The sequence below is a fragment of the Edaphosphingomonas haloaromaticamans genome (genome assembly GCF_001853345.1).
Classification (GTDB): Bacteria; Pseudomonadota; Alphaproteobacteria; order Sphingomonadales; family Sphingomonadaceae; genus Sphingomonas_E; species Sphingomonas_E fennica.
The window spans coordinates 2,271,181-2,297,199 of record NZ_MIPT01000001.1; the positions used below are offsets into that span (position 1 = coordinate 2,271,181).

General features: G+C 67.4%; 26 protein-coding genes. 12 read left to right on the plus strand and 14 right to left on the minus strand.

Translation table 11 applies throughout. From position 1 onward, the window contains the following. Positions 1-27: 27 nt before the first annotated feature. The 6 genes from gspJ to BHE75_RS10580 are packed head-to-tail and all read left to right on the plus strand — an operon-like array spanning position 28 to position 4,423. The gene (gene gspJ / locus BHE75_RS10555) at positions 28-660 is read left to right on the plus strand and encodes a type II secretion system minor pseudopilin GspJ (RefSeq protein WP_254684423.1); all 633 of its coding nucleotides are present in this window, start codon (positions 28-30) and stop codon (positions 658-660) included. After that, positions 657-1,643, plus strand: a complete 987-nt coding sequence (gene gspK, locus BHE75_RS10560; RefSeq protein WP_015456816.1) for a type II secretion system minor pseudopilin GspK — start codon at positions 657-659, stop codon at positions 1,641-1,643. Before gspJ ends, gspK begins: the two co-directional genes overlap by 4 nt. After that, positions 1,640-2,740, plus strand: coding sequence for a type II secretion system protein GspL (gene gspL, locus BHE75_RS10565; RefSeq protein ID WP_070933832.1), 1,101 nt, complete (start codon positions 1,640-1,642; stop codon positions 2,738-2,740). The genes gspK and gspL overlap by 4 nt, the downstream gene beginning before the upstream one ends. An 11-nt stretch (positions 2,741-2,751) precedes the next feature. Next, entirely contained in the window at positions 2,752-3,234 is a 483-nt protein-coding gene (gene gspM / locus BHE75_RS10570; protein ID WP_015456818.1) for a type II secretion system protein GspM, read from the plus strand. Next, entirely contained in the window at positions 3,231-3,950 is a 720-nt protein-coding gene (locus BHE75_RS10575; RefSeq protein WP_070933833.1) for a type II secretion system protein N, read from the plus strand. The genes gspM and BHE75_RS10575 overlap by 4 nt, the downstream gene beginning before the upstream one ends. Then, positions 3,950-4,423 (plus strand): hypothetical protein, encoded by a 474-nt coding sequence (locus BHE75_RS10580; RefSeq protein ID WP_015456820.1) that lies wholly within the window; start codon positions 3,950-3,952, stop codon positions 4,421-4,423. The genes BHE75_RS10575 and BHE75_RS10580 overlap by 1 nt, the downstream gene beginning before the upstream one ends. Positions 4,424-4,430: 7 nt before the next feature. Here the strand turns inward: BHE75_RS10580 and BHE75_RS10585 are convergent, their stop codons facing one another. The 3 genes from BHE75_RS10585 to BHE75_RS10595 form a co-directional block, all read right to left on the minus strand. Then, positions 4,431-6,074 carry an MFS transporter gene (locus BHE75_RS10585; protein WP_070933834.1) on the minus strand — a complete coding sequence of 548 codons (1,644 nt, stop codon included), beginning with the start codon at positions 6,072-6,074 and terminating at the stop codon, positions 4,431-4,433. A 64-nt stretch (positions 6,075-6,138) separates the two neighbouring features. Further along, positions 6,139-7,245 (minus strand): PepSY-associated TM helix domain-containing protein, encoded by a 1,107-nt coding sequence (locus tag BHE75_RS10590; RefSeq protein ID WP_070933835.1) that lies wholly within the window; start codon positions 7,243-7,245, stop codon positions 6,139-6,141. A gap of 22 nt (positions 7,246-7,267) precedes the next feature. Then, positions 7,268-9,436 carry a TonB-dependent receptor gene (locus tag BHE75_RS10595; protein WP_438830587.1) on the minus strand — a complete coding sequence of 723 codons (2,169 nt, stop codon included), beginning with the start codon at positions 9,434-9,436 and terminating at the stop codon, positions 7,268-7,270. A 270-nt stretch (positions 9,437-9,706) separates the two neighbouring features. Here BHE75_RS10595 and BHE75_RS10600 point away from each other — a divergent pair, with 270 nt between their 5' ends. Next, positions 9,707-10,231, plus strand: a complete 525-nt coding sequence (locus tag BHE75_RS10600) for an FxDxF family PEP-CTERM protein (protein WP_070933836.1) — start codon at positions 9,707-9,709, stop codon at positions 10,229-10,231. A gap of 112 nt (positions 10,232-10,343) precedes the next feature. Here the strand turns inward: BHE75_RS10600 and BHE75_RS10605 are convergent, their stop codons facing one another. The 6 genes from BHE75_RS10605 to BHE75_RS10630 all read right to left on the minus strand — a co-directional run bounded on the left by BHE75_RS10605 (position 10,344) and on the right by BHE75_RS10630 (position 16,499). Then, on the minus strand, positions 10,344-11,522 hold the full coding sequence (locus BHE75_RS10605; RefSeq protein WP_070933837.1) for a CaiB/BaiF CoA transferase family protein: 1,179 nt from the start codon (positions 11,520-11,522) through the stop codon (positions 10,344-10,346). Next, entirely contained in the window at positions 11,519-12,448 is a 930-nt protein-coding gene (locus tag BHE75_RS10610) for a hydroxymethylglutaryl-CoA lyase (RefSeq protein ID WP_070933838.1), read from the minus strand. The genes BHE75_RS10605 and BHE75_RS10610 overlap by 4 nt, the downstream gene beginning before the upstream one ends. Then, positions 12,445-13,062, minus strand: coding sequence for a 3-isopropylmalate dehydratase small subunit (gene leuD, locus BHE75_RS10615; RefSeq protein WP_070933839.1), 618 nt, complete (start codon positions 13,060-13,062; stop codon positions 12,445-12,447). The genes BHE75_RS10610 and leuD overlap by 4 nt, the downstream gene beginning before the upstream one ends. Continuing rightward, complete coding sequence (locus BHE75_RS10620) at positions 13,059-14,441, minus strand: 3-isopropylmalate dehydratase large subunit (protein ID WP_070935752.1); 1,383 nt, start codon at positions 14,439-14,441, stop codon at positions 13,059-13,061. The genes leuD and BHE75_RS10620 overlap by 4 nt, the downstream gene beginning before the upstream one ends. Then, on the minus strand, positions 14,434-14,934 hold the full coding sequence (locus BHE75_RS10625) for a DUF3598 domain-containing protein (RefSeq protein WP_070933840.1): 501 nt from the start codon (positions 14,932-14,934) through the stop codon (positions 14,434-14,436). The genes BHE75_RS10620 and BHE75_RS10625 overlap by 8 nt, the downstream gene beginning before the upstream one ends. Before the next feature lie 14 nt (positions 14,935-14,948). Beyond that, entirely contained in the window at positions 14,949-16,499 is a 1,551-nt protein-coding gene (locus tag BHE75_RS10630; RefSeq protein ID WP_070933841.1) for an alpha/beta hydrolase, read from the minus strand. Positions 16,500-16,585: 86 nt separating this feature from the next. Here BHE75_RS10630 and BHE75_RS10635 point away from each other — a divergent pair, with 86 nt between their 5' ends. Genes BHE75_RS10635 through BHE75_RS10655 form a run of 5 tightly spaced genes read left to right on the plus strand, consistent with a single transcriptional unit; the run spans position 16,586 to position 21,061 of the window. Continuing rightward, positions 16,586-17,269: an isochorismatase family protein gene (locus tag BHE75_RS10635; RefSeq protein ID WP_139181833.1), complete on the plus strand. Its 684-nt coding sequence runs from the start codon at positions 16,586-16,588 to the stop codon at positions 17,267-17,269. Beyond that, positions 17,266-18,171 (plus strand): polysaccharide deacetylase family protein, encoded by a 906-nt coding sequence (locus BHE75_RS10640; RefSeq protein ID WP_015456832.1) that lies wholly within the window; start codon positions 17,266-17,268, stop codon positions 18,169-18,171. Before BHE75_RS10635 ends, BHE75_RS10640 begins: the two co-directional genes overlap by 4 nt. Then, positions 18,161-19,075, plus strand: coding sequence for a polysaccharide deacetylase family protein (locus BHE75_RS10645; protein ID WP_070935756.1), 915 nt, complete (start codon positions 18,161-18,163; stop codon positions 19,073-19,075). The genes BHE75_RS10640 and BHE75_RS10645 overlap by 11 nt, the downstream gene beginning before the upstream one ends. Continuing rightward, positions 19,072-20,505: an aldehyde dehydrogenase family protein gene (locus tag BHE75_RS10650; RefSeq protein ID WP_070933842.1), complete on the plus strand. Its 1,434-nt coding sequence runs from the start codon at positions 19,072-19,074 to the stop codon at positions 20,503-20,505. Before BHE75_RS10645 ends, BHE75_RS10650 begins: the two co-directional genes overlap by 4 nt. Continuing rightward, entirely contained in the window at positions 20,498-21,061 is a 564-nt protein-coding gene (locus BHE75_RS10655) for a VOC family protein (protein WP_070933843.1), read from the plus strand. Before BHE75_RS10650 ends, BHE75_RS10655 begins: the two co-directional genes overlap by 8 nt. A gap of 30 nt (positions 21,062-21,091) precedes the next feature. Here BHE75_RS10655 and BHE75_RS10660 read toward each other — a convergent pair whose 3' ends face one another. The 5 genes from BHE75_RS10660 to BHE75_RS10680 are packed head-to-tail and all read right to left on the minus strand — an operon-like array spanning position 21,092 to position 26,018. Beyond that, positions 21,092-21,823, minus strand: coding sequence for a hypothetical protein (locus BHE75_RS10660; RefSeq protein WP_015456836.1), 732 nt, complete (start codon positions 21,821-21,823; stop codon positions 21,092-21,094). Then, positions 21,823-22,185 carry a hypothetical protein gene (locus BHE75_RS10665; RefSeq protein ID WP_070933844.1) on the minus strand — a complete coding sequence of 121 codons (363 nt, stop codon included), beginning with the start codon at positions 22,183-22,185 and terminating at the stop codon, positions 21,823-21,825. Before BHE75_RS10665 ends, BHE75_RS10660 begins: the two co-directional genes overlap by 1 nt. Beyond that, a complete protein-coding gene (locus tag BHE75_RS10670; protein ID WP_070933845.1) occupies positions 22,182-23,381 on the minus strand; it encodes a class I SAM-dependent methyltransferase in 1,200 nt (399 codons plus the stop codon). Before BHE75_RS10670 ends, BHE75_RS10665 begins: the two co-directional genes overlap by 4 nt. After that, positions 23,378-24,454, minus strand: a complete 1,077-nt coding sequence (locus BHE75_RS10675; RefSeq protein WP_070933846.1) for a nitrilase-related carbon-nitrogen hydrolase — start codon at positions 24,452-24,454, stop codon at positions 23,378-23,380. Before BHE75_RS10675 ends, BHE75_RS10670 begins: the two co-directional genes overlap by 4 nt. A gap of 4 nt (positions 24,455-24,458) precedes the next feature. Continuing rightward, positions 24,459-26,018: an FAD-binding oxidoreductase gene (locus BHE75_RS10680; protein WP_070933847.1), complete on the minus strand. Its 1,560-nt coding sequence runs from the start codon at positions 26,016-26,018 to the stop codon at positions 24,459-24,461. Position 26,019: the final 1 nt, after the last annotated feature.

Sequence of the window (26,019 nt, forward strand, 5' to 3'; positions counted from 1 at the left end):
TCCGCCGAACACGGCTTCACTTCCTTGATGCGCTCCACCGAACACGGCTTCGCGTCCCTGCGGCGTTCCGCCGAACACGGCTTCACGCTTGTCGAGCTGANGATCTCGCTGCTGATCTTCGGCCTGCTTGCCTCGGCCGGGGTGGCGCTGCTGGGCTTCAGCGTGCGGGCGCAGGAGGCATCGCGCGAGCGGCTGGGCGAGATTGCCGCGATCCGCCGCGTGGGTGCCATCATGACGTCCGATCTCGCGCAGGCGGCGCCGCGCATGGTGCGGGACGAGGGCGGCGTCCGCCAGGTCGCCTTCACCGGCGAAGGCGGCGGCCCCGGCGCCGTCGCGCTCGGCTTCGTCCGGCGGGGCTGGAGCAACGGCGGATCGGCGGCGCGCGCCTCGCTCCAGCGCGTCGAATATCGCCTGGTCGACGACCGGATCGAACGGCTGACCTGGCCGATGCTCGATGGCGCGCAGCCTTCCCGGCCGGGCACCGTCATCCGGGGCGTGAAGTCGCTCACCATGCGCTACCGCCGCAAGGGCGAATGGCGCGATCGCTGGGACCCGGAGCGGCCCGAGGCGATGCCGGACGCCGTGGAAGCGGTGATCGATATCGAAGGGATCGGCCCCGTCCGCCAGCTCTTCCTCACCGGCACGGGGAACGGGCCGTGAAGGAGCGGGGGCATGCCGAACGCGGCGGGGCGCTGCTCACCGTGCTGTTGCTGGTGGCGGTGATATCGGTGCTGGCCGTCGCGGCGCTGGAGCAGCTTCGCCTATCCACCCGGCTTGCCGCCAACGGCGCCGCGATCGATCAGGCGCGCGCTTATGCGCTGGCGGCCGAGGCGATGACGCTCGATCGCATGGGCGTGCTGGCGGGGCGCGATACGGGCAAGACCACGCTGGCCGGCGGCTGGAACGGGCGGGCCTTTGCGGTGCCGCTGCCGGAAGGGATCGTTTCGGCTACTCTGTTCGACGGCGGCAATTGCTTCAACCTCAACAGCGTCGCCGAAGGCTTGCTGGCCGGCGATTATGCGCCGCGTGAGCTTGGCATCCGCCAGTTCATCGCGCTGATGGAAGCGCTGGGCATCGATCCCACCGATTCGCGCCGCGTCGCCGCCTCGCTCGCCGACTGGATCGATGCCGATGCGGCTCCCAATCCCGATGGGGCGGAGGATGATTTCTACCTCCAGTCGGCGACGCCCTATCGCGCCGCCAACACCCTGCTGGGCGACGTCAGCGAGCTGCGCGCGGTCGCCGGCGTCACGCCCGAAATCTATCGGCTGCTCCGCCCATGGGTGTGCGTGCTGCCCAATACCGATCTTTCGCCGATCAACATCAACACGCTTGCCATGGATCAGGCCCCGCTCATCGCCATGCTGATGCCCCAACGGATCGATCTCAACCGCGCGCGCCAGATCCTCGCCCAGCGCCCGGCCGATGGCTGGAACAGCTCGGTCGATTTCTGGAACCTCTTCACCGCCCGCGGCGATACGCCGGACATGGAGGCGATGAGCCAGGTTTCGCTCCGCACCCGCTGGTTCCGGCTGGAGCTTGACGTGGAAATCGGCGGCGCGCAGTTGAGCGAGACGGCGCTGATCGACGGGGCATTGGCGCCCGCGCGGATCGTGGCGCGCAGCTGGGGGAGCGACGAATGAGCGACGATCGCTACCTGCTGCTCTTCCCCGGCGACGAGGGCGCGCCGCTGGGCGGCTGGCTGCGGATTGCCGGTGGCGCCGTCGTCGGCCGTGGGCGCGATATCCCGGCCGTGGGGGAGGGGGAGGACGAGCGGATCGTCGCGGTGGCGCCCGGCCCCGACGTCACCGTCCACTGGCTCGACCTGCCGAACCTTTCGCAGGCGCAGGCCGCCGCCGCCGCCAGGCTTGCCGCCGCCGATGTCGCGGCCGAGCCGGTCGATCGCCTCCACATCGCGGTCGGCCCGGCCGGCGAGGATGGCGCGCGGGCGATGGCGCTGGTTTCGGGATCGCGGATGGCGACCTGGATGGCGGGGCTGCAATCGCTCGCGCTCGATCCCGATCATGTGGTGCCCGAAACCCTGCTGATCCCGCCGGCCGCTGAAGGCGCGCGGCGCTGGGCGCGGGGTGATCTCCACCTGGTGCGGGGCGACCGCATCGCCTTCGCGGCCGAAAGCGTCGTTACCGATGCGCTCGTCGATGGCCCGGTGGAGGAACTGGACGACGCGGCGGTCGAGGCGGGGCTGGCCGGCGCGCTGGCCGCCATTCCGGTCGATTTGAGGCAGGGGGCCTTCGCCAAGCGGCGTCCCTGGGCCGTGGACTGGAAATCGCTGCGGCGCATGGCCTGGATGGTGGCGGGGCTTTGCCTGCTGACCCTGCTGATCCAGGGCGCGCTGATCCTGCGCTACACGGTCGCGGCCGATGCGGTGGAGCGCGAAACCGGCGTGATCGCGGCCAAGGCCCTTCCCCGCGCGGGCCGCATCGTCAATGCCCGTGCCCAGCTTGCCGAGCGGCTGGCCGAATTGCGCGGCGCCGGCATGGGCTTCGGCGCCACGGCCGCCGCCTTGTTTTCGGCGGTGCGCGATACCGCGAATATCGAGCTTTCATCGCTCCGCTACGATCGCGACGGCAGCCTGCGGGCGACCGTGGAGGCGAGCGCCGCCAGCGACATCGCCGCCCTGCAGCAGCGCATCGCCGCGCAAGGCTTCACGGCGGATGCCGGCGAACCGCGATCGGGCGGCGGCCGGCAGATCGCCGAGCTGACGGTGCGCGGCCAATGAGAAGAAGCCCGATGATCGAACGTTTCCGTCCCTGGTGGAGCCAGCGTTCCCAGCGTGAGCGCATCATGCTCGCGGTGATGGCGGGCCTGCTGCTGCTTACGCTTGGCTGGCTGCTGCTCGTCCGGCCGATGGGCGATGCGCTGGCCGATTCCCGCGCGCGTTACGATCGCGCCGTCACCGCCCGTGGCGAGGCGCAGGTGCAGGCCGATGCGATCGCCGCGCTGGAACGGGGGAAGCCGAAGGCGCTGCCGGCCCCGATCGACAAGTGGATCGGCCAGCGGGCGGGGGAGGCAGGCTTCACCGTCGCCCGCGTCGATCCGGTCAGCGCGGCGCAGGCGACGGTCGTGATCAACGCGGTGCGCCCGCAGGCCTTCTTCGCCTGGCTCGCCGATATGGAGCGGCGGGACGGGCTGGTGGTCGAAGGGCTTAACGCCACCACCAACAATGATGCGACGCTTGCCGTCGAAGCCACGTTGCGGACGCGCGCGCCATGATCCGCCTTCCCGTCCGTCGCGTCGTCCTGTTCCTGGCGCTGCTCGTGCTGGCCCTGATCGCGCTTTTCCCGATGCGGATCATGCTGGGGGCGATGGGGCTGGGCAGCGCGGGCCTTTCGGTGCGCGAGGTGCGGGGCAGCATCTGGTCCGCCCGGCTGGCGGAGGCGCGCTTCGGATCGGCGGAGCTGGGCGACATGAAGGCGCGGCTCAACCTGTTTCCCTTGCTGGTCGGCCGGGCGCGGATCGATCTGGATCGCGCGGAGACGGGCGGCTCCTCCTCGTTCAAGGGCGCTGTCAGCGTCACGCGGCACAGTATCGGCGTGGATGACGTGACGGCGCGCCTGCCCGTGGCGAGGCTTTTCGCGCCGATGCCGGTCGCGGCGCTCGACCTCAGCGATGTCAGCATCCGGTTCCGGCAAGGGGCGTGCGATCGCGCCGATGGCCTCGTCCGCGCGGAAATCCAGGGGGACGTGCCGGGGCTGGCACTGGCCAACGGGCTCAGCGGCACGGCGCGCTGCGATGGCGACGCCGTGCTGCTGCCGCTCGCCAGCCAGAGCGGCATGGAACGCCTGTCGCTGCGCATCGGCAAGAGTGGCGGCTATACCGCCGATTTCGTCGTCCGGGGCGCCGATCCCGCCGCCAGCCGCACGCTCGAGGCCAACGGCTTCGCCGCCTCGGCCGATGGATTGAAGCTTTCCGTTGCGGGAACATTGTGATGCGTCTTGCCCTGATCGCCCTTCTCGCCACGCTGGCGGGGTGCAGCGGCGCCCAGCCGTCCGCCTCCCGCCGGGCCGCGCCGCCGGCCGCTCCGGTGGATGACGGCATCCCGCTCGGCACGCTACCGCGCCAGCAGCTCGCCGCCGGCCAGTGCGCGCTTTTCCTGTGGAAAGCCGGCAATGAAGCGCGGCTCGTGCTGATGGCGCGGGTCGATCCGCCGATGGCGCGGATCGCGATCGGCGGCCAGCAGATGGACCTTGCCCGCACCAACATCGCCGCCGGGGACGGCGGCAGCATGTTCGCCAACGCGGTCTATAGCGACGGCACCACCACCGTCACGCTCGACGTCAGGCTGGAACAGCGATCGACGCTGCAGGGCGGCGCGGTGGTGACGGACGGATCGCTGCGGCTGGACCGGCCGGACGGGGAAAGCTTCGTCATGCCGGCCGCGGGCCTGCTGGCCTGCCGCTGATCGCCCGTCAGGCGTCCAGCGGTCGGCCCTTCGTCTCCGGCACGAGGAACGCCATCGTCAGCAGGCTGATCGCGGTGAAGATCACCGGATACCAGAGCCCGGCATAGAGATCGCCCGTCATCGCGACGATGGCGAAGGCGGTCACCGGCAGGAAACCGCCCACCCAGCCGGTGCCGACATGGTAGGGCAGCGACATGGCGGTATAGCGGACGCGGGCGGGGAACAATTCCACCAGCATCGCCGCCATCGGGCCATAAAGCGCGGTCGCCGCCACCACGAACAGCAGCAGGATCGCCGCGATGCCGGGCAGGTTCATCCGCGCCGGGTCCGCCTTCAGCGGGTAGCCGCCATCGGCCAGCGCCTTGCGGATCGCGGCGGTCTGTTCGGCCTTCAGCGTCTTCAGCGCATCGGCGCCGAGCCCGGTGCCGTCGGCCGGGCGCAGGCGCGCCTCGCCGATCCGCACCTCGGTCGCCGTGCCGGCGGGCAGATCGGCGCTGCGATAGGGGATGCCGCCGGTGGCCAGTACGCCCTTGGTGATGTCGCACGCGCTGGAGAATTTCGCGGCGCCCACGGGATCGAACTGGACCGAGCAGGTAGCGGGATCGGCGGCGACCACCACCGGCGTCCGCCGCTGCGCCTCCACCAGCGCGGGATTGACGAAACCGGCCAGCGCATGGAAGGCCGGGAAGAAGGCGACCAGCCCCAGCAGCATGCCGCCCAGCATCACCGGCTTGCGGCCGATCCGGTCGGAAAGCCAGCCGAACAGGACGTAGCAGGGGGCGGACGCCAGCGTCATCGCCATCACCACGATATTCACTGTCGCCGGCGCGACCTGCAGCGATTTTTCCAGGAACACCTGGATATAGAAGAAATAGCAATACCAGACGGCGCCCTGCGCGCACATCACGCCGAAGAAGGCGAGCAGCACCAGCCGCATGTTGCTCCACCGGCCGAACGCCTCGGCCAGCGGCGCGCGCGATATCTCGCCTTCCTCGCGCATCTTCTCGAAGGTCGGGCTTTCGGTCAGCTTCATCCGCATCCAGATGGAGATGGCGAGCAGCCCGGCGGAAACGAGGAACGGCACGCGCCAGCCCCAGGCGGTGAACGCCTCCTCGCCGATCGAGGTGCGGGTCGCCAGCACCACGACCAACGCGGCGATCAGCCCGAAGGCGGCGGAGGCCTGGATCCAGCTCGTCGAAAAGCCGCGCCGGTCGGAAGGGGAATGTTCCGCCACATAGATGGCCGCGCCGCCATATTCGCCGCCCAGCGCCATGCCCTGGAAGATGCGCATCAGGATCAGCAGCGCCGGCGCGATGGCCCCGACCTGCGCGTGCGTGGGCAGCAGGCCGATCGCGAAGGTGGCGCCGCCCATCAGCGATACGGTGATGAGGAAGGCGCCCTTGCGGCCCAGCCTGTCGCCCATGCTGCCGAACAGGATGGCGCCCAGCGGACGGAAGGCGAAGCCGGCGGCGAACAGGCCAAGCGCCGCGACGAAGCCGGCGGTTTCCGTCAGCCCGGCGAAGAACACCTTGGCGATGACCGGCGCCAGCGCCCCGAAGATGAAGAAATCATACCATTCGAACGCGGTTCCGGCGGCCGATGCCACCACCACCCGCCGCATCGAGGCGCGCTGCCCCGCTAGTCCGCCCATCGACATCCCCACTTTCCGCTTTCCCGCTTCTCTGCGCGAGGTGGAGCGGGGACCGCAAGCCCCATCAGGCCGGCCGCTTGAGCCCTTGCGATACTTTTGTCGCCCTGGGCGGCTGAGTGGGCACCTTCAGGCCGCCCCGGAACCAGAAGGACCATACCGCCAGGCTGCCCAGCAGGGCCAGCGCCAGGCCGGAAACCGTCATCACCAGCCGATAGGGCAGGCCGCCTATCTTGGCGGCGTGCAGGGGATAGAGGGCGTTATAGGCCTTCACCGCCCGCGGGAGCGCACGGGCATCGCGGGTCCGGACCAGTGCGCCGCTGTCGGCCGCGAACCACAATGTCGTGCGGCCGTTGGGGATCCACTCGTCGGGCTGGCGCATCCGCAGGCTGATGAGGCCGCTGTCGTTGCGCGGCAGCGAAAGGATGCGGAATTCGGCATCGGGATAGAGCGAGCGGGCGGTGCGGATCATCCGGGTCCAGTCTGGATGATCGGCCAGCACCGCCTTGCGCGGCGCGGGCGGCTTCAGCGCGACCTTGATCTGCGTCGGGGCGGAGGGGCCGAGGAATATGCCCGCCAGCGGCTGGAAGACGAGGATCGATCCGGTGACCAGCGATAGCGCGAGGAGGGGGGCCGCCACCACGCCCAGATCGCGATGGTGGCGCACGATCGCGGGACGGCTCAGCCGCTTGGGCAGCAGCCTGAAGGCAAAGGTCTTGCGCGTCCGCCACCACAGGATCGTGCCGGAGATGACGAAGAACAGCCCGCAGACGGCGGCGATGCCGATCACCGTTTCCCCGGTGTCGCCGGCAAACAGATGGTGATGGAAATCGAACAGCCAGATTTCCGGGCGTTGCCATTGGCTGTCCCAGCGGGTGACGATCGTTCCCGCCTGATCGCTATAGGCGCCGGCGTCGCCGGCATAGCTCAGCCGGTTCAGGCCGAAATCACGCGTGGCGAAGATGATGCTGCGCGGCCGGGTGGCGGGATCGGCCATGATCCGCTCCACGCCGGCCGCGATCGCCTGCGTATCCCACAGCTGCGCGTCGCGGGCGTGCGGCAGCATCACCCAGGCATCCTTGTGGACCAGCACGGCCCCGCTGAGGCCGAGCAGCGCCAGGAGGAGACCGATCAGTCCCCCAGTCCAACGGTGCAGGCGATCTAGCAGCCGCATGGCTGGCGCATTCCCCGGATCATCAGAAACGATAATCCCAGCCGAGGGTGAAGGCGCGCCCGCGGCCCGAATAGAAACGGGTATCGTCCGTGGGCCGCTGGGTATCGCTGTTATAGTCGATGTAGAATTTATCGAAGAGGTTCTGCACCGCCAGCGTGATCCCGCCGAATGCCGTCTGGTAGCGGACGGTGGCGTCGGTCAGGTTGTAGCCACCGAAATCGTTGCTGCGATCGTTCCCGGCGAAATCGGGAAGCGGGCTGTAATCGAACCGGCGCGCGAAATAGAACTGGGTCTGGATGCGGGCCGAAAGCGGGCCGCGATCATAGCTTGCCGCGAAGTTCAGCCGGTCGGGCGAGATATTGGCGCCGTCCAGATCGATATTCACCTTGTCGATGCCGTCGTCGGGCGTGCCGTCGGTGCGGCCGATAAGGTGGGCATAGCCCATGGAAAGCTTGAGGCCCGGCACCGGCGGCTTCACGCTGAGGTTCAGCTCCAGTCCCTGGATCTCCACCCGTTGCCGCTGCACCTCGAACACGCCGTTCACCAGCACCAGCAATTGGCCGTTCTTGCTGGTCGACCAGAAATAGGCCGCGCTGGCATCGATCGGACCGCGCTTCACCTCGACGCCGATTTCCCGGTTGTTCGAAACGATGGGGCTGATGTCGAGATAGTTGCTGAGGTCCACGCCATCTCTGTTGATCGATCGCGTGATGCGGCCCACGTCGGGAACCGTATAGCCCTCGGCATAGCTCACATAGGCGCGGATGCCCTGTGCCGGCTCGAAGATCGCGCCGCCGTTCAGCAGCGTGTCGCTGAACTTGGGCGATCCGCCCTTCACCTGGCGCGAACCGTAGGAAGCGAGCGTGGTGAAATCGTCGATCTTGATCCGCACATTCTCATTGCGGACGCCGCCGGCCAGCCGGACCTTGCCGTCCAGCAGCGCGAGATTGAGCTGTCCGAACGGAGCGAGGCTGCGGAAATCGGTGGGCGGCACCCAGACGCGACCGGTCAGCAGCAGGGCCTGCTCGGTCTTGTCGAACAAAGTGTCGAACCCGATTGTGGCCGTCAGCGCATCCCAGCCCGGCAGGGACCGTTCGTAGCTGAACTTCGTGCCGATCTTGCGGGACCGATTCTGGGATTGATCGACCAGCGTGCCATAGGGAGCGATCGACGCATCCTGGAAGGTGGCGACGGGCGCAGGATCGCTGCCGAACGTATCGTGCGTGCGGCTGTAGAAGACCTGGGTGACGAGATGGCCGTCGGCCAGATTGTCGTCGGTGAAGGAAAGCGCCGCGCTCTGGGCGAGATTCTTGGCGGGCAGGCCCGGGGGCGTGCCGCGAACGGTGGAGCTGGGCAGGCCGATATCCCTGTCGCCGGGAACCGAGACATAGTCGGCATCGCTTTTCAGCTCGTAGCGGCTCAGGATCAGGTCCAGCCGGGCGCTGTCGCTGACGGCATAGCCGAGACGGCCGAAGAGCGACCAGCTTTTCGAATCCATCGTCTCGCCCTGGACGTTGTCGATGCCGATGCGGTTGCCGTGGCCGTCATAGAAGGCGCCGCGCTTTTCGAATGCGGCGCCGAACGTCGCGTCGAACCGATCGATCTTGTAGGACAGCAGGCCGGCGACCTTGCCGCCTAGCCCGTCGTCATGAAAACCATCGTCCGCGGTGCCCTGGATGAGCGTGCGGCCGCTCAGCCCGTCCACCCTGGGCGGGCCAACCGTCACCTGATTGACGATGCCGCCGGCACCGCCGATGCCCTGCAAGGCATTGGACCCGTAGATCAGCTCCACCCGATCGACGAAGAAGGGATCGATGGTGAAGCCGTCGCGCGATCCGTCGCGCAGCGGCGTGGACTGGGGAATGCCGTTGATAGCGTAGAGCGGCGATCGGCCGCGCAGCGATTCCCCCGATCCCGAAAGCTTCTGGCGGGTGGGCGAGAAGGATGGGGTGAGCGTCGATATCGCATCCACCACCGATCCGCTGATCGCCACCTGCTGGTTGAGCGCATCATTGTCGATCACGTCAATGGTCAGCGGCAGGGCGCTTGCCGGCAAGGCGCTGCGGGCAGCGGTGACGACGATATCGCCATCGCCATCGCGCTGGCCTTCGCTGCCGATCGTCTGTGCGGCGAGGGGCGGAGCGGCGAGCATGGTTCCGATGGAGAATAATGTCCGCAATGTCAGCTTCATGGCGACCCCTTATCTTAGCCGGCGTGGCCGCTACAGGAGCGACCTGGCTATTGCAAGTGATTATCATTAATCTACGGAGCGGGCATGCTTCTTCCACCCGCACGTCGCGCGCGGTGTGGCCTGACGCCTAAAATTGCGGATAAGTGACGGAATTCCTTACAATCCAGAAATTGCGTTAACTATATTGCACTGCAAAAAACGGGCGTTGTGACAGTTTGGCCCGATGCTTGCTGGCATATCGGGGCGTATGTCACTGTAAGGGTTTGTCGAATGAAGAAATTTCTCGTTGCCGCCTCGATCATGGCTTCCGCCCTCATCGGCAGCCAGGCCGCGTCCGCCGCGGTTTTCCCCATCAACGTGTCGCAGGGATCCAACTATTTCGGGAATACCGGGCTGTCGAACGGGACCGGGTTCACCGACACCTTCACCTTCACCCTTTCCGAAGACATGCTGGCCAACCTTACAGTGTTCTCGATTTCGCTCGGGCGGCTCCAGAACGTGGATTTCACCTCGATCCAGTTCGATGGCCGCGTCCTGCAACCGGGCGGTGGAAACGGAAACATCGAAAGCTGGTATCTCGACCCGATCTTCCTGACGGCCGGCGAGAAGGTGATCGAGATCACCTATAACGTGTCGGGTGCGTCCTCTGGCTCGCTGGCGAGCTATTCCGGCATCCTCAATATCGCGGCCGTCCCGGAACCGGCCACCTGGGCGATGATGCTGGTGGGCTTCGGCGTCGTCGGCGCTTCGATGCGCCGTCGCAACAGCGGCACCCGCCTGCCTCAGGCGGCCTGAGGCAAATGATCGTGCCGCCGGCGAAGGTGCTGGCGGCACGATCATGCCAAATATTGCTCCGAATGCGTCGGCTTCTGCCTGAAAACGGCTAGCCCGATTGCATTGTTGCGACCTAATCTACAGCGGTTTCATCCGGAAAAATTGCCAGAATTTCTGTCTCGCTGAGGCCGAGGTCGCGGAGTATCGCCCGGCTGTCGGCACCCGCCAGGGGCAGCGCCCCGGACCGCGCCAGCAGCTTTCCGTCGAACGCGATCGGCAAGGTCGGCAATCGCGTGGGAGTGCCGTCCGCCAGAGTGACGGGTTCCAATGCGCCGGATGCGGCGAGGTGGGGATCGTCGAACATGTCCTCGGGCCGGGCGATCGGGGCGAAGGGGAGGCCGGTGCCTTCGAGGCGGGCGATCACCTCGGCGCGGGTGAAGCCGGCGATCAGATCGCGGATGCGGGGCAGGATGCGATCGCGCTGGAGGACGCGCTCATTGTTGCGGCGGAGGCTTTCATCCGCCCAGAGATCGTCGAGGCCGAATAGGACGCAGAATTTTTCCCACAAGGCATCGGTGACGACGCCGATGAAGACGGGATCGTCCTTCGTTTCGAACACGTCGTAGATTGCCCAGGCGGAGATGCGGGCGGGCATGGGGCTGGCGGCTTTGCCCGTGACGGCGAGCTGGGCCATGTGCTGGCCGACCAGATAGACGGTGGTTTCGAACAGCGATGCCTGGATCAGCTTGCCCTTGCCGGTGCGGTGGCGTTCCTCGAGCGCGGCCAGCACGCCGATGACGCCGAACATGCCGCCGGTGACGTCGATGACGCTGGAGCCGGCCCGGAGCGGCCGGCCGGGCGGACCGGTCATATAGGCGAGGCCGCCCATCATCTGCGCGACCTCATCCAGCGCGGTGCGTTCTTCATAGGGGCCGGGAAGGAAGCCCTTGGCCGAACAATAAATGAGGCGCGGATTGACGGCCGCCAGCGCCTCGTAGCCCAGCCCAAGCCGGTCGAGCGCGCCGGGACGGAAATTCTCGATCAGGATATCGGCGCGTTCGGCCAGCCGGCGGGCGACCTTCAGCCCGCGTTCGGATTTGAGGTCGAGCGCGATGCTGCGCTTGTGCCGGTTATACATGGGGAAATAACCGGCCCCGGAGCCGAGCAGCGTGCGGGTCTTGTCTCCCTCGGCAGGCTCGACGCGGATCACGTCCGCCCCCAGCGCCGCCAGCATCGCGCCGGCGGCCGGACCCATCACCATGTGCGTGAATTCGACGACCCGAAGGCCGGCGAGCGGGGCGGGCGCCGTCATGCCGCCACTTTGCCGAAGCCGAGCGGCAGGCCGGCATCGGGCGTGAAGCCGTAGAGCGGTTCGCCGGGCAGGGCATCGGCGATGATCGCGCGGACCTTCATCAGCTTTTCGAGGTCGATGCCCGTTTCATACCCCATGGCCTCAAGCATGAAGACCAGATCCTCCGTGACGATGTTGCCCGATGCGCCCGGCGCGAAGGGGCAGCCGCCGAGGCCGCCCAGGGACGCATCGAGCGTGGTGATGCCTTCCTCCAGCCCCGCGAGCGCATTGGCGAGGCCGAGGCCGCGGGTGTTGTGGAGATGAAGCGTGTTGAGCCGGCCGTCGCCCACCTCTGCCTTCACCGCGCGGACGAGGCGGCGGACCTGGGCGGGATTGGCATAGCCGGTGGTATCGGAGAGCCCGACCTCGACCGCGCCGGCTTCGATCGCGGCCGCCGCGAGGCGGACGACGCTCGCTTCGCTGACGGGGCCTTCGATCGTGCAGCCGAAGGCGGTGGCGAGGCCGACCTCGAAATGCGGGCGGGAATCGGCCGGCCGGCTGGCGACGAGTTCCGCGATGGCGCGGATTTCGGCCAGCATCGCCGCATGATCCTTGCGGACATTCCTGAGGCTGTGGGTTTCGGACATGGAGAAGGGGATGGATATCTTCTCCGCGCCGGCGGCGATGGCGCGCTCCGCCCCCTTGAAATTGGGGACGAGCGCCGCGACGGCGAGCCCTTCCAGCCCCTTGGCAAAGGCGATGAGATCGGCCGTGTCCGCCATCTGGGGGAGCAGCGATGGCGGCACGAAGCTGCCCACCTCGATCTCGGGGACGCCGGCGGCGGCCTCGGCGGCGATCCAGGCCTTCTTGGCTTCGAGCGGCATCACCCGGTCGATGCTCTGGAGGCCGTCGCGCGGGCCCACCTCGCTGATGTGGATGCGGGTCATGCCTTGGTTTCTCCGAGATAGATCCACGGCCGGGCCTTGCGGTCGGCGGCCTGGAAAGCGGCGATGTCCGCCCTGTGCTTGAAGGTGAGATCGATGGCGTCGAGCCCTTCGAGGAGCATGGCCTTCGCCTCCGCGCCGATATCGAAGGGCCAGGCGCGGCCATCGGCAAGGGAGACGCGCTGGGCGGGAAGGTCCACCGTGACCGCGCCGCCATGGGCTGCGATCCCGGCGATCGCATCAGCGGGGAGGACGACCGGGACGATGCCGTTGCGGGTGCAATTGCCGGCGAAGATCGGCGCGAAGCTCGGTGCGATCACGGCACGGATGCCATATTCGGCAAGCGCCCAAACGGCATGTTCCCGGCTGGAGCCGCAGCCGAAATTGACGCCGCCGAGCAGGATGCGCGCATCCGCATAGGCCGGCTGGTTGAGCACGAAGGCGGGATCGGGATCGCGGCCGCCGGGCGAGAGATATCGCCAGGCGGAGAACAGGCCGTCGGCGAGGCCGGTCTTCCCCGTGCTCTTCATCTCGCGCGAGGGGATGATCGCATCGGTATCGATATTGTCGCGGATCAGCGGCGCGGCCGTGGCGGTGAGGACGGTGAAGGGGATCATGCCGCAATGTCCCGCGGATCGGCGATGCGGCCGGCGATGGCGCTGGCGGTCACGGTTTCGGGGCTCGCGATATGGGTGCGGATGCCCGGACCCTGCCGCCCTTCGAAGTTGCGGTTGGTCGACGAGATGACCCGCGAGCCCGCGGGAAAGCTCTCCCCGCCGGCATAGAAGCACATGGAGCAGCCGCTCATCCGCCATTCGAACCCGGCTTCGGTGAAGACGCGGTCGAGCCCCTCGGCCTCGGCGGCACGGCGCACGGCCATCGATCCGGGAACGACGAGCGCCTTGACGCCGGGAGCGACATGGCGGCCCTTGAGCAGGGCGGCGGCGCGGCGGNGATCGGAAAGCCGGCCGTTGGTGCAGCTGCCGATGAAGGCGGCATCGATCGGGGTGCCGCCGATCGGCTGGCCGGGGGCGAGGCCGATATAAGCGAGCGGCCGTTCGGGCGCGTCGATCGGCACGGCGCCCGATATGCCGGCGCTGTGTTCGGGCGAGGTGCCCCAGCTCACCATGGGTTCGATCGTCGCGGCATCGATGGCGATCTCCGCATCGAAGGCAGCGCCGAAATCGGTGGCGAGCGTCCGCCATTCGGCGACGGCGGCCGCGAGCATCGCCCCGCCGGGGGCGTAACGGCGGCCGTCCAGCCAGGCGAAGGTCTTTGCGTCCGGTGCGATCATCCCCGTCATCGCCGCGAATTCGGTGGCCATGTTGCAGAGCGTCATCCGCCCTTCCATGTCGAGCGCCTCAACCGCGCTGCCGGCGAATTCCACGGCATGGCCCTTGCCGCCGCCGGCGCCGTGGCGGGCGATCAGCGCGAGCATCATGTCCTTGGGCGTCACGCCGGGCGCCAGTTCGCCGGTGAAGGTGACGCGCATCGTCTTCGGGCGGGCGAGGCGCAGCGTGCCGGTGGCCATGGCATGTTCGGCCTCGGAGGAGCCGATGCCCCAGGCGAGCGCCCCGAAGGCGCCCTGCGTGCAGGTGTGGCTATCCGGCGCGATCAGGGTGCAGCCGGGCAGCACGATGCCGAGTTCGGGCGAGACGACATGGACGATGCCCTGATCGGGATCGGTGACGTCGAACAGGGTGATGCCGGCATCGCGCGCGGCGGCGCGGGTTTCGGTGATGAAGGCCTGTCCGCCCGGCATCAGCGTGCGATCGTCCCGGCCGGGCCGGGTATCGACGATATGGTCCATCACGCAGAATACGCGCGACGGATCGGCGACCGGACGGCCCGCCGCCTTGAGGCTGTTCAGGGCGGCGGCGCCGGTGCGCTCGTGCAGGAAGATCCGGTCGATGGCGACCAGATCGGCGCCGCCGCCGAGAGAGGCGACGACGTGCCGATCCCAGATCTTCGCGAACAGGGTGCGCGGATCAGGCAGATCGTGCCTCCATTTCCTTCTCCATCGCCGCCCAGTCACGGCTGACCAGCTTTTCCTGGATGGCGGTGCGGGTTTCGAGCTGGCCGTTGCGGATCCAGTGCCAGGTGCGGCAGCGCGAGGTGCCGTCATCCGAAAGCTGGATCATCTCGTAGAGATAGAGGCTCGGATCGCCCTGGCGCTGCCAGTAGAGCATCACCGTGCGGTTATACTGATCCAGCCCGACCTCGGCCGCCCAGCCCTTGATGAGATCATTGTCCCACCATACGCGCTTATCGGCATAGGTGGCCGGGAAATCGCGGATGTCGGTGCGGCCGTCGTCCCAGCTATAATAGTTGGTCTGGTGATACGGGTGCTCGCTGCCTTCCTTGAAGCGGCAGAACAGGCGGGACCTGTGCTGGTCGATCTGCTCGCCGGTGGCATTGTAATAGGTATAGACGCCATCCCATACGCCTTCGTGGCGGGCCAGAAGCGGCATTTCTTCGCGAATTCCCATGGATTTCCTCCCTTTCAGAGACCGTGTGGCGACCAGATGTCGTTGCGCCCGCCCGCCCAGCCGGCGGTTTCCCAGCCGATGATCGCCGGCGCGGCAGCCACCAGCGCATCGCGATCGGCCGTGGCGAGCGTGGCGAGCAGCGCCTTGCCGGCGCGGGCCCGGATCAGGGCGCGATGTTCCGCCGCGAGCGCATCGGGCGCGATATCGGCGGCCGCGAAGGGGATGGCGTTGGCGGCCCTGGCCTCGAACCATGGCCAGAAGAAATGGCCCGCGCGCACGGCGCCCCATGCGGCGATGAGGTAGGCGCCGAAGCGATCCGGCGCCTGATCGGGGATGGCCCGATCGATCCACGGTGCGGTGGCGGNGGGGAGCGGAATATGGGCGGCGACGGCGCCCCAGCCATGGGCGCCCGTGCGGGCCGCCACGGCGGCGGCGAGGAGGGCGGAGAAGCCCTCGCCGATTATGGCGGGCCTGCCCTCCGCGATGGCGGCGATCGCGGCGGCAACGATGGCGGCCCAATCGGCGAGTGTGGGCGTAAAGCCTTCCTGCCAGCCATCGGACAGGCCGTGGCCCGGCAGGTCGATGCCCAGCGCGTCGCCGATATCGAGCAGATCGGCTTCCCGGCCGGGCGCGTGGAGCAGCACCTGCGCGCCCGCGGGATCGCCGCGCCAGCGGATCAGCCCGTCGAAGCCGGTGCCGGCCACATGGACGAAGCCGCCGTCGCGGCTTTCCGCGAGATCGGGACAGGGCAGGGCCTCGGCCGCGCGGAGATGGGCGAGGCATGCGTCTTCGAGGTCGGCGGGCGTGGCGACGGCCTCGGCGCGCCAGCTTGGCGGCATCTCGCCAAGCCGGGCGATATGGGCCTGGAGCGGATCGCCGTCATAGGCCGCGATCAGCACGGGCACGGTCTTGGCGTCGGCGGGCGGAATGTCGCGCGGCGCGCGCAGGACCGCGCCATAGCCGGCGCGATAGGCGTCGCCGCTGTCCAGCATGTCGCGGACGACCGCGTCCGTCTTCACGGGATCGTCATGCGCCACGCCGATCCGCGCGGCATCGCGCACGTCGAACCATGGGAAGAACCATGTCTGCTCGATGATCCGGTTCCAAAGCCAGGCCAGATGTTCGCCATAAGCGCTGGGCCGGAAGGGCGGGAGATAATCGCGGTCGAAGATCGCCATCTCCTCGGGCGTCCAAACCGCATAGCCGCCCGTCGCCAGCGCGGTGAAGCGATCGGGATGGCGCTTCACCGCGCCGATCAGGATGATGCCGCCCGAATGGAAGCCATAGGCTGCCGTCCGTTCGATGCCGAGCGCGTCGAGCAGCTCGACGAGGGCGGCCGAAAAGTCGGCTATGTCGGGCGTTCCGGGCAGGGGATCGGACTGGCCGAAGCCGGGCGTATCGGGCGCGATACAGGTGAAATGGCGCCCCCATCTTTCCATCAGGGGTTCATATTCGGCCGAGCTGCGCGGGCTCTGGTGCACCATCAGCAACGTAGGGCCGGAGCCGGCCTTGCGATAATGGACCCGGCGGTTGCCGACCCTGATGAAATGGCGGGTGATCGTCATGGCGCCTAATTTGTCCGGACAAATTCCGCTCGACAAGCCCTTTTCGTAAACTAGTGTGCGAATCACGATTTCGCAGGAGTTTCATGATGACGCTGATCGGCACCCAGATGGTCTGCGACGGACGCACCGCGCGCCAGATTTTCGAGGATGTGATGGCGAATCCGGCCCGTGCCAAGTTCGGTTTCGGGGAAAGGCTGGCGATCGTGAACGTCGATTTCCAGCAGGCCTACACCCGCACCGATCTGTTCAAGACCGCCTATGAGACCGATCCCCGCCAGATCGAATATGCCAACGCCATTTCCCGGCTGGCGCGCAGCCGCGGCATGCCGGTGATCTGGAGCCGGGTGGGCTATAAGGAAGACGGCGGCGATGCCGGCGTGTGGGGCACGCGGACGGACACGCCCGATTCGCTCCAGAACATCAAATATGGCAGCGAACGTCATGCCTTCGACCCGCGCTGCGAGATCGATCCCGACGACCTGCAATATACCAAGCGGATGCCCTCGGCCTTCTTCGAGACGCCGCTGAATTCCTATCTGCGCTGGCATCGCGTGGATACGGTGGTGGTGACGGGCGGCAGCACATCGGGCTGCGTGCGGGCGACGGCGGTGGATTCGCTGGCCTATGGCTTCCGCACGATCGTGCCGATCGAGACCTGCGCGGACAAGCATGAGAGCTACCATTTCGCCAACCTGACCGATCTCCAGCTCAAATATGCGGATGTCGAGCCCGTGCAGGTGGTGATCGACTGGCTGGAGGCGCGGCGATGAGCGAGGCGCAGAAGGCCGATCCCGGCCTCTATGATTTCGTCCCCTACCGCGGACGGCCGAGGATCGCGTGGCCGGGCGGCAAGGCGGTGGCCGTGTGGGTGGCGCCGAACCTGGAATATTATGAGATCGATCCGCCGGCCAATCCGCTGCGCAAGAGCTGGACGAAGCCGCATCCCGATGTGGTGGGATATGCCCATCGCGACCATTCCAACCGCGTATCCCATTGGCGGATGGCGGAGGCGATGTCGAAATACGGCTTCCCGGGATCGGTTTCGCTGTCGGTGGCGCTATGCCAGCATCATCCCGAAGTGGTGGCGGACGCCAATGAACGCGGCTGGGAATTCTTCAGCCACGGCATCTACAACACCCGATACGCCTATGGGATGGACGAGGCGCAGGAGCGCGCGATCATCGAGGATTCGATCCGCACCGTGCGCGAGGCGACGGGGCAGACGATCCGCGGCTGGCTGGCGCCGGCCCTGACGCACACGCCGCGCACGCTGGACCTGATCGCCGAATATGGGCTGGATTACACCTGCGACCTTTATCACGACGATCAGCCGCAGCCGGTGAAGGTGAAGCAGGGGCGGCTGATCTCCATCCCCTACAGCCTGGAGGTCAACGACCATTACGGCTTCTTCGTCTATAATATGAGCCCGCGCGAATATGCCGACACGCTGATCCGCCAATATGAGCGGCTGGCGGAGGAGGGCGCGGAATCGGGCACGGTGATGTGCATTCCGCTGCACGCCTATCTGATCGGCCAGCCCCACCGGATCGGCCCCTTTGCCGATGTGCTGCGCCATATCGCCGAGGACGGCCGCGCCTGGATCGCGCGGGCCGGCGAGATCGCCGACCATTATTACGAACATCATCATGCGGAGGCCGCCCGTGGCGCTTGATCCCGCCTATCTCGAATATCCCAGGCGGCGCGAGGGATATGATCATGACCTTTACGCCTGGTCCTCGATCTTCGATCGCGGGGCCTTGCGCTGGCCGGGCGACAAGGGCGTGGCGGTATGGCTGTGCGTGAGCCTGGAATGGTTTCCGATGATCCCTTCGGACACGCCGTTCCGCGCGCCGGGCCATATGCAGACGGCCTATCCGGACTATCGCCATTATACGGCGCGCGAATATGGCACGCGGGTGGGCTTCTACCGCCTGCTCGATGCCTTTGCGAAAGCCGGCGTGCGGGCGTCGATCGCCACCAACGGGGCGATCGCCGAGCGTTATCCGGAGATCATCGCCGATATCGTCGCCGGGGGCCATGAGATCATCGCCCATTCGACCGACATGAACGGCACGATCGCAAGCGGGCTTCCGGAAGAGGACGAGCGGGCGCTGATCGAACGATCGCTGGCATCGCTCGAGGCGGCGGCGGGCCGGCGGCCCACCGGCTGGCTTTCGATCACGCGATCGGAAAGCTGGAACACGCCCCGGCTGCTGAAGGAAGCGGGCCTCGCCTATACGTGCGATTGGGTGAATGACGAGCTGCCGTGGCGCTTCGCCAACGGCCTCATCAACCTGCCGCTCAACCACGAGCTTTCCGATCGGCAGATCATCACCGTGCAGCAGCAGTCGGCCGACAGCTACGCCCGGCAGATGGAAGACGCCTTCGACTGGCTGGCGGCGGAGGCGGGATCGGCCAATGCCCGCGTCCTTCCGCTGCATATCACCCCCTATATCATGGCGCTGCCCTATCGCATCGCCGCGTTCGAGGGGCTGCTGGCGAGGCTCGCCGCGCGGCCCGAGGCGTGGTTCGCGACCGGCGCCGAAATCATTTCCTCCTGGGAGAGCCAGCAATGAGCCTTGCCGTCGTCAACCCGCGCACCGGCGAGGCGGATTACAGCATCGAGCCCCTGGACGAGACCGCGATCGCGACGGTCGCGTCGCGGCTGCGGGCGGGGCAGGGGGCGTGGGCGGCACGAACCGCCGGGGAGCGCGGGGCCGTCCTGCACCGCCTGGCCGAGGCGATCGGCCGGCATCGCACGGCGCTGGCCGCCGCGCTGATCGCCGATACCGGCCGCGCGGCCATATCGAAGATCGAGGTGGAGGCGATGATCCGCGCGCTGCAGCGCTGGGCGGACAGTGCGCCCGGAATCATCGCGCGGGCGGAGATCAGCGACCGGCAGACGGCCATCCCGACGATCACCGCCTCGACCAGGCTGGTGCCCTATCAATTGATCGGCATCATCAGCCCGTGGAATTTCCCGCTGACCCTGGCCCTTATCGACGCCATCCCGGCGCTGGCGGCGGGTTGCGCGGTGATCGTGAAGCCATCGGAAGTGACGCCGCGCTTCATGCGTCCGCTGGCGGCGGCAATCGCCGAGGTGCCGGAGCTGGCGGACGTGGTGGCGCTGATCGAAGGCGATGGCGCAACCGGGGCGGCGCTGATCGGCCAGGTCGATTTCATCGCCTTCACCGGATCGGTCGCCACGGGCCGCAAGGTAGGCGAAGCGGCCGCGAGGGCCTTCATCCCGGCCAGCCTGGAACTGGGCGGCAAGGATCCGATGCTGGTGCTGGCCAGCGCCGATCCCGTGAAGGCGGCGGAAACGGCGCTGCGCGCATCGGTGCTGAACACGGGCCAGGCCTGCCAGTCGATCGAGCGTGTCTATGTGGCACGAGAGATCGCCGGGCCTTTCCTGGAGGCGCTGGTGAATGGGGCGAAGGCGGTGCGCCTCAACCATCCCGACGTGAATGCGGGCGACATCGGCCCCTTCATCTTCGCCCGGCAGGCGGAGATCGTGCAGGCACAGATTGACGATGCCGTGGCCAGGGGCGCGAAGCTGCTGGCGGGGGGGCAGGTGGAAACGCTGGATGGCGGCAAATATCTGCGCCCGACCGTGCTGGTGGACGTGACGCCCGACATGCCGATCATGGCCGAGGAAACGTTCGGCCCCGTCATTCCCGTTACCCTGTTCGACAGCGTGGACGAGGCTGTGGCGCATGCCAATAGCGGCATATTCGGCCTGTCGGCGGCGGTGATCGCCGGCACCGTGGAGGAGGCCGAGGCGGTGGCCGTGCGCCTCCGGGCGGGCGGCGTTTCCATCAATGACGGTTCGCTGACCGGGCTGGTGTGGGAAGCGGAGAAATCGAGCTTCGGCGCGAGCGGCATCGGCCCTTCGCGCATGGGCGATAGCGGCCTGCTGCGCTTCTTCCGCAAGCAGGCGCTGATCCGCCAATCGGGCGCGGCGCTGCCGCTGGCCGCTTATTCGGAAGAGGCGCTCAGTGGTTAAGGCCCTGGCGCTTGCCTTGGCGCTGGCGGCGCAACCCGCCGCTCCCGTCACGCAATCCCCCGGCGTCGAAAAGCCCGCCCAGCCGGTGCCCACCGATATCCGCCGCGTCACGCTGATCGTCCGCGATATCGATGCCTCGCTCCGCCTCTATCGCGATGTCGTGGGGCTCAAGGTCAATTACGACACCGTGGTCGAAACATCGGGCGTGGCGCTCCCCGCGGGCGAGCCGGGCGCCAGGGCGCGGCTCGTGCTGCTCAACGGCAATGATGCATGGGTGGGCTGGATCGGGCTGATGCAGTGGATCGATCCGCCGCTCGCCGATCCGGGGCCTTATCCCCGCCGCATGGGGATAGGCGGCCACGTCATCGTCATGAACACCGACGATGTAGAAAGGCGTTGCGCGGCGGCGGCGAAGCTGCCCGGGATCGCCATGACGGCCCCGCCACGCCTGCAGGTCTATCCCGGCCGCAACGGCGCGCCGCCGATCCGGGTGAAGGGCTGCAACTTCTTCGATCCGGACGGCACGCTGATCGAGATGAATCAGCTGCTGAAATAGATTCTCCGGCCCCGGCCACGGCCGGGACCGTCAGCGCTGTAATTCGACCAGTTCGTACCAGGTCTGCATATAGCCGCCGACGCCGCCCTGGACGAAGATCGAATCCTCGTCGGCCGTGACCCACATGTCATAATGGGGATGCTGGGTGCCGCCCATGCCGGGGCCTTCATCGTCGACGAAGCGGAAGTGGCGGCAGGCGAAGGTGCCGGCCGGCACGGTCACGGTTTCGTCGCCGACATATTCCAGCCCGATATTGACCTCGGCGATCATCGGCGGCGTGGCGCCGCGATGATCGGGGGAAGGGAGGAACACGCGGATGTTGCGCCGGTGGGGCCCGCGCGAAACATCCATGCAGCGGGTGGTGTAGCCATCGCCGGCGATCGGGTGCGTGCCAAAGCCGTCGATCGTGCCAGCATAGGGCATCACCTGTGAAAGCCGGCCGATCGAGGGGCCGAAGCTTTCGCATTCGATAGTGCCGCCCTGTTCGCCGGGGACATGATGCATCCAGCCCGAGCCCATGAACCTGTCCCCCACGGTGAGGTGGATGTGGAGGTCCTGCGGCCGGCCTTCCGCATCGAGGGCGTAGATGATGTCGCGCAGCACCGTGGGCGCCGGTTCCTCGATTTCGCAACGGGCGCGGAAGATGGTGCTGCCGTCGCCATGGCGGGTGAAGCTGAACCATTCGCGGCCGCGCTCCCGATCCAGCATCTCGGGCTTCTTCGATGTGTAGCGGATGTGGCCGCTGATCGTGCGGTGCTGCATCAATTGTCCTTCAGATCGGCGCTGATATCGGCGACGGGGCGTTCCTGCACCTGCATCGCTTCCATCTCCTGCTGCACGCCGCGCATGATCCGCGCGATATATTCCTTGGTCATCACCGCGCGTTCGTAGGCCGCGTCGCGATCCGGATTATAGCTTTCGATGTCGGCGCGGCTGATCGTGCCCTTGGCATCGAGCAGCCGTTCCACCGTATCCAGCCGTTCCTTCAGCACGGAAACCTCGCCGGCGACGGCAAGCAGGATGGAAAGCATGCGTTCGGAGGTGGGATCGCCCAGGAAATCCGGGCGCTTGCCCTTGGCGCGGGTGCCCGCGCGGGCGATCCAGTCGATGCTGTCGTCACTCATGCTTTCGGTTTCCAGGCTCCATAGGCGTTCCACACCGCCGCGCGGCCATGATCCTCCTGCTCGCCCGAGGGCGCTTGGGGGAATATGTCGCGATCCACCACGGCGCGGACGCCGGTGACGAACTGGCAGTCGAGCGGCAGGCCGGCATCCGCCATGATCTGCTTCAGGTCCATGGCGTGCATCGCCGACCAGAAGGGCTCGTTATTGTTGAAGGCATCCCAGTCGCGAATGAACTGCTCGTAGAGCGGCATGTCATCGGTATATTGCGGCTGTTCGAGGTGGAACATCAGCCCGCCCGGCGCCAGCACGCGCACCCCTTCGCGGATGATCGCGGGCAGCGCCTTGCCGGACAGCTCGTGCAGATACATGGTCGTTTGCACCCAATCGAAATGGCCATCGGCGAAGCGGCCCATATGCTCCGCGTCCATCTGGATGAAGCGCAGGTTGGTCGCCCCCAGAGCCTGCGCGCGGGCATGGCCATATCGGAGCACCGGCGCGGCGGTATCGATCGCGATCACCTCCGCCTCGGGAAAGGCCAGCGCCAGCGGCACGATATTGTGCCCGACGGTGCAGCCCAGATCGAGGATGCGCTTCGGCGCCCAGCCGGGCCGTTCCTTGCGTATCCATTCCACCAGCGCCTGCCCGCCGCCGTCGGAAAGGGCACCCAGGCCGCCGCCGGTGGTGGCGAAGAGGCCGCTATCGTAATTGGCGCCGGCCGACATGTCCCCCGGCCGTTCCTCGCCATGGTAGCAGCCCGGCATGCAGTGGATGTCGACCGCATCCTGATAGCGCGGCACCTTCACCGCCGGATCGAGTTCCAGCGTATCGCGGCCTTCGTTGAACTGCCGGACCTTGCCGGCCAGCTCGTCGATCTGGCGCAGCGTGATGGAGCGGCCGTTCTGCTGGCGCATTTCCATGGAGTTGCGCTTGCAGGCAGACCAGAAGCGGTGCCACGGATCGCGGTTCATCGCGTGGCGGATTTCGAACCGATCCCTGGGATCGCGGCCATGCTCGGCCCGGAAGGCGGGCAGGACGCGCGTGTCATAGGCCAGCTTGTTGCCGGCGCCGATCGTTCCCGACAGATATTTGTTGAGGCCGGTGAGGAAGTTGTAGCGGGCGGCCTCGTCATGGCGCGGTGCCGGGAACACGGCGTGGCGCGCGACGGCCGTATAAGGCGGGGGCACATCCTGCTTCATATCAGACCCTCCTTGGATAGGCGTTCGATCACCTGTTCCTGAACGCGCAGGAAGTGATCGCGGTCCGGCTGACGGACGGTGCCGTCCGGTTCGATCAGGCTGTTCGCCGGCTGGTGCGTGGCCGCCGCATAGACGGGCGCGAACAGATCCAGCCGCTGCCGGGCCAGGAAATTCGTCATGCCCGGCTTGCGGCGCTGCGCGCGCAGGGCGGCGATATCGATATCGGCAAAGGCGGTGAAGGTTTCGCCGCTGTTCGATTCCGACAGCGGATTGCCCTTATAGTCGATGACGGTGGAATTGCCGTCGGCTGAGGCGAGCGGCATCGTCGTGCCTTCGATGCCGGCGGTGTTGGCGGACACGACATAGGCGATGTTTTCGAAGGCGCGGGCGCGCTTGGCGATCTGCTTGGGCGTTGCCAGCGGCGATCCGATCTCGGACGAGGAATGGACGAAGATCTCGGCGCCGCGCAATGCGTGGGCACGCGCGATCTCCGGATAGAGGATCTCTTCCGAAGCGATCGCGGCGATGTTGCCGATTTCGGTGTGCGCCACCGGGAACACGCCATCGATCCCGTAGATGTCGAGATATTTTGACCAGACGTCGTGCGGCGTCGGCGCGAACATCGAGTTCAGCCGGCGATAGCGCAGCGCCACCCTGCCATCGGGCGCGATGACGAAGCTCGTCTGGAAATAGATCCCCGGAAAGTTCGGATCGCGTTCATAGGCGTTGCCGGCGAGATGGAGATTCTGCGCCGACGCGATTTCCCCCAGCGCGGCATATTCCGGCCCGTCCATGTCGAGCGCCGCCTTCTCGGCGAAATCGGGAATGGATATCCGCCCCGGATAGCTCGTCAGGAAATATTCGGGCAGCACCGCCAGCCGCACCGGCGTGCCGCCATATTGCTGGATGAAGATGGCGGAGGAACGGAGCTTGGCGCCGATTTCCGCGATCATCGCCAGCATCTGGGCGCTGGCTGCCGCGCGATCGGGCTGCTTTTCCACGGATCGCGCCGCGATCTGGAGCGCGAGCGCGGCATAGGGCTTGGGGGCCGGGGGCGTGGGAGCGGCGGTCATCGGCCTAGAGCCCCAGGCTGCCGGGGTTCATCAACCCCCGGGGATCGACGAGTGCCTTCAGCGCCTTCAGCATGTCCCACGCCCGCGGATCGCTGGCGGCGGCGAGGGGATAGGTGCGGGCGACCTGCAGGTGCGTCGCCTCCAGATCGCGGAAAATGGCGACGATTTCCGCCCGGAGGCGGCCGACGAGGGCGCGCGACTTCGCGTTCGCCGGAAAGCGGCTGAGCTTGGCGAGATGATCCGCCTCGAGCGAGCGGCAGTGGATATCCTCCAGCGCATCGGGCCAGAAGAAAACCGGCTCGATCAGGCAGGTCGACCGGCTGACCGCGGCCAGCATGGCGCCGGCGGCGACGCCGTTGGCCTCCATTTCGGCCCTGTTCGCATCGAACAGCTCCTGGATGCGGTTCCAGCCTTCCACCAGCCGGCTGTGCGGCAGGAAGCCGTGCACCGGCACCCAGCGCTCGCCATCGGGGCCAACCATGGAATTGACCGGCGGGAACGGGTTGGCGCGGAGGATCTTGGGGATGGTGTTTTCGATCACCTTGCCGCCGTGGCGGGCGGCGATCGCCTCGATCGCCTTCATATCCGCATCGACGGCGGACTGATGGCGCCCCTCGCAGATCAGGTGGAGCGAGAAGGGCACGTCATCGAGGAAGGAGCGGCCGGCGGCCACGACCTTGGCGCCTTCCTTCAGCGCCTTCCACGCCGATCCTTGCGCCTTCATCATGTTCACCAGCGACTTGGCGTCCTTCGTCAGGCTTTCGCGCTTCATCCGCTGCGCCTGGAGATAGGGATCGAAGCCGAAGCTTTCGGATGCCAGGCCCTCGCGCGCCACCGCGCTCATCGCGCCGAAGAAAGCGGCGGCATCCGGGAAGGAAAAGGAGCCGTAGGCGAAGGCCATGCCTTCGCGCACCAGCTTCAGCGTGACGGTGGCCTTGACCCCGAACGCCCCGCAATCGGCCGCGAAGATGCCGGTGACATCGGGGCCGAACGGCCGGAAGAAGCTGCTGCCGGTGCTGACCATCGTGCCATCGGCCAGGACCACCTCGAAGCTGAGCGCGGCATCGACGACCGTGCCGCCGCCGGCACCCCAGAACACGCCATTCTGGCTCATGCCGCCGCCGACCGTGGCGTTGATGCCGGAAAGCGTGCCCCAGGCGAGCGAGCGCAGGCCGTGCGGCTTCAACGTGCGATGCAGCTTGTCCCAGGTGCAGCCGGCCTCGACCGTGACGGTCATGTCCTCCGCATTGATATCCAGCACCCGGTTCATCGATCCGGTATCGATCAGCAGGGCGCCGGCCGCGGGGGCGAGGTAGCCGCCCGTATAGCTCATGCCGCCGCCGCGGGGCACGATCATCACCCCGGCGGCCGTGGCGGCGGCGATGCCGCGCGCCAGCATGGCCTTGTCGGCCGGGCGGAACACGGCGAGTACCGTCGGCCCGTTGCTGTAGACGTCCTGCGAATAATAGCGCAGCTCGGCCTCGTCGGTGACGAGCGCCGCCGCGCCCACCGCCGCCGAAATCGTGGAAAGCGCGGTCTGGTCGATCGGGGCCAGCGTAGTCATG

Excerpts from the sequence above, each read along its gene's own strand:
- BHE75_RS10675 (WP_070933846.1), bottom strand. The coding sequence starts at position 24,454 with ATGACCGCCGCTCCCACGCCCCCGGCCCCCAAGCCCTATGCCGCGCTC.
- BHE75_RS10575 (WP_070933833.1), top strand. The coding sequence starts at position 3,231 with ATGATCCGCCTTCCCGTCCGTCGCGTCGTCCTGTTCCTGGCGCTGCTC.
- BHE75_RS10580 (WP_015456820.1), top strand. The coding sequence starts at position 3,950 with ATGCGTCTTGCCCTGATCGCCCTTCTCGCCACGCTGGCGGGGTGCAGC.
- BHE75_RS10585 (WP_070933834.1), bottom strand. The coding sequence starts at position 6,074 with ATGGGCGGACTAGCGGGGCAGCGCGCCTCGATGCGGCGGGTGGTGGTG.
- BHE75_RS10595 (WP_438830587.1), bottom strand. The coding sequence starts at position 9,436 with ATGAAGCTGACATTGCGGACATTATTCTCCATCGGAACCATGCTCGCC.
- BHE75_RS10670 (WP_070933845.1), bottom strand. The coding sequence starts at position 23,381 with ATGAAGCAGGATGTGCCCCCGCCTTATACGGCCGTCGCGCGCCACGCC.
- BHE75_RS10650 (WP_070933842.1), top strand. The coding sequence starts at position 19,072 with ATGAGCCTTGCCGTCGTCAACCCGCGCACCGGCGAGGCGGATTACAGC.
- BHE75_RS10590 (WP_070933835.1), bottom strand. The coding sequence starts at position 7,245 with ATGCGGCTGCTAGATCGCCTGCACCGTTGGACTGGGGGACTGATCGGT.
- BHE75_RS10635 (WP_139181833.1), top strand. The coding sequence starts at position 16,586 with ATGACGCTGATCGGCACCCAGATGGTCTGCGACGGACGCACCGCGCGC.
- gspM (WP_015456818.1), top strand. The coding sequence starts at position 2,752 with ATGATCGAACGTTTCCGTCCCTGGTGGAGCCAGCGTTCCCAGCGTGAG.
- BHE75_RS10665 (WP_070933844.1), bottom strand. The coding sequence starts at position 22,185 with ATGAGTGACGACAGCATCGACTGGATCGCCCGCGCGGGCACCCGCGCC.
- leuD (WP_070933839.1), bottom strand. The coding sequence starts at position 13,062 with ATGATCCCCTTCACCGTCCTCACCGCCACGGCCGCGCCGCTGATCCGC.
- BHE75_RS10680 (WP_070933847.1), bottom strand. The coding sequence starts at position 26,018 with ATGACTACGCTGGCCCCGATCGACCAGACCGCGCTTTCCACGATTTCG.
- BHE75_RS10660 (WP_015456836.1), bottom strand. The coding sequence starts at position 21,823 with ATGCAGCACCGCACGATCAGCGGCCACATCCGCTACACATCGAAGAAG.
- BHE75_RS10600 (WP_070933836.1), top strand. The coding sequence starts at position 9,707 with ATGAAGAAATTTCTCGTTGCCGCCTCGATCATGGCTTCCGCCCTCATC.
- BHE75_RS10610 (WP_070933838.1), bottom strand. The coding sequence starts at position 12,448 with ATGACCCGCATCCACATCAGCGAGGTGGGCCCGCGCGACGGCCTCCAG.
- BHE75_RS10625 (WP_070933840.1), bottom strand. The coding sequence starts at position 14,934 with ATGGGAATTCGCGAAGAAATGCCGCTTCTGGCCCGCCACGAAGGCGTA.
- gspL (WP_070933832.1), top strand. The coding sequence starts at position 1,640 with ATGAGCGACGATCGCTACCTGCTGCTCTTCCCCGGCGACGAGGGCGCG.
- BHE75_RS10605 (WP_070933837.1), bottom strand. The coding sequence starts at position 11,522 with ATGACGGCGCCCGCCCCGCTCGCCGGCCTTCGGGTCGTCGAATTCACG.
- BHE75_RS10640 (WP_015456832.1), top strand. The coding sequence starts at position 17,266 with ATGAGCGAGGCGCAGAAGGCCGATCCCGGCCTCTATGATTTCGTCCCC.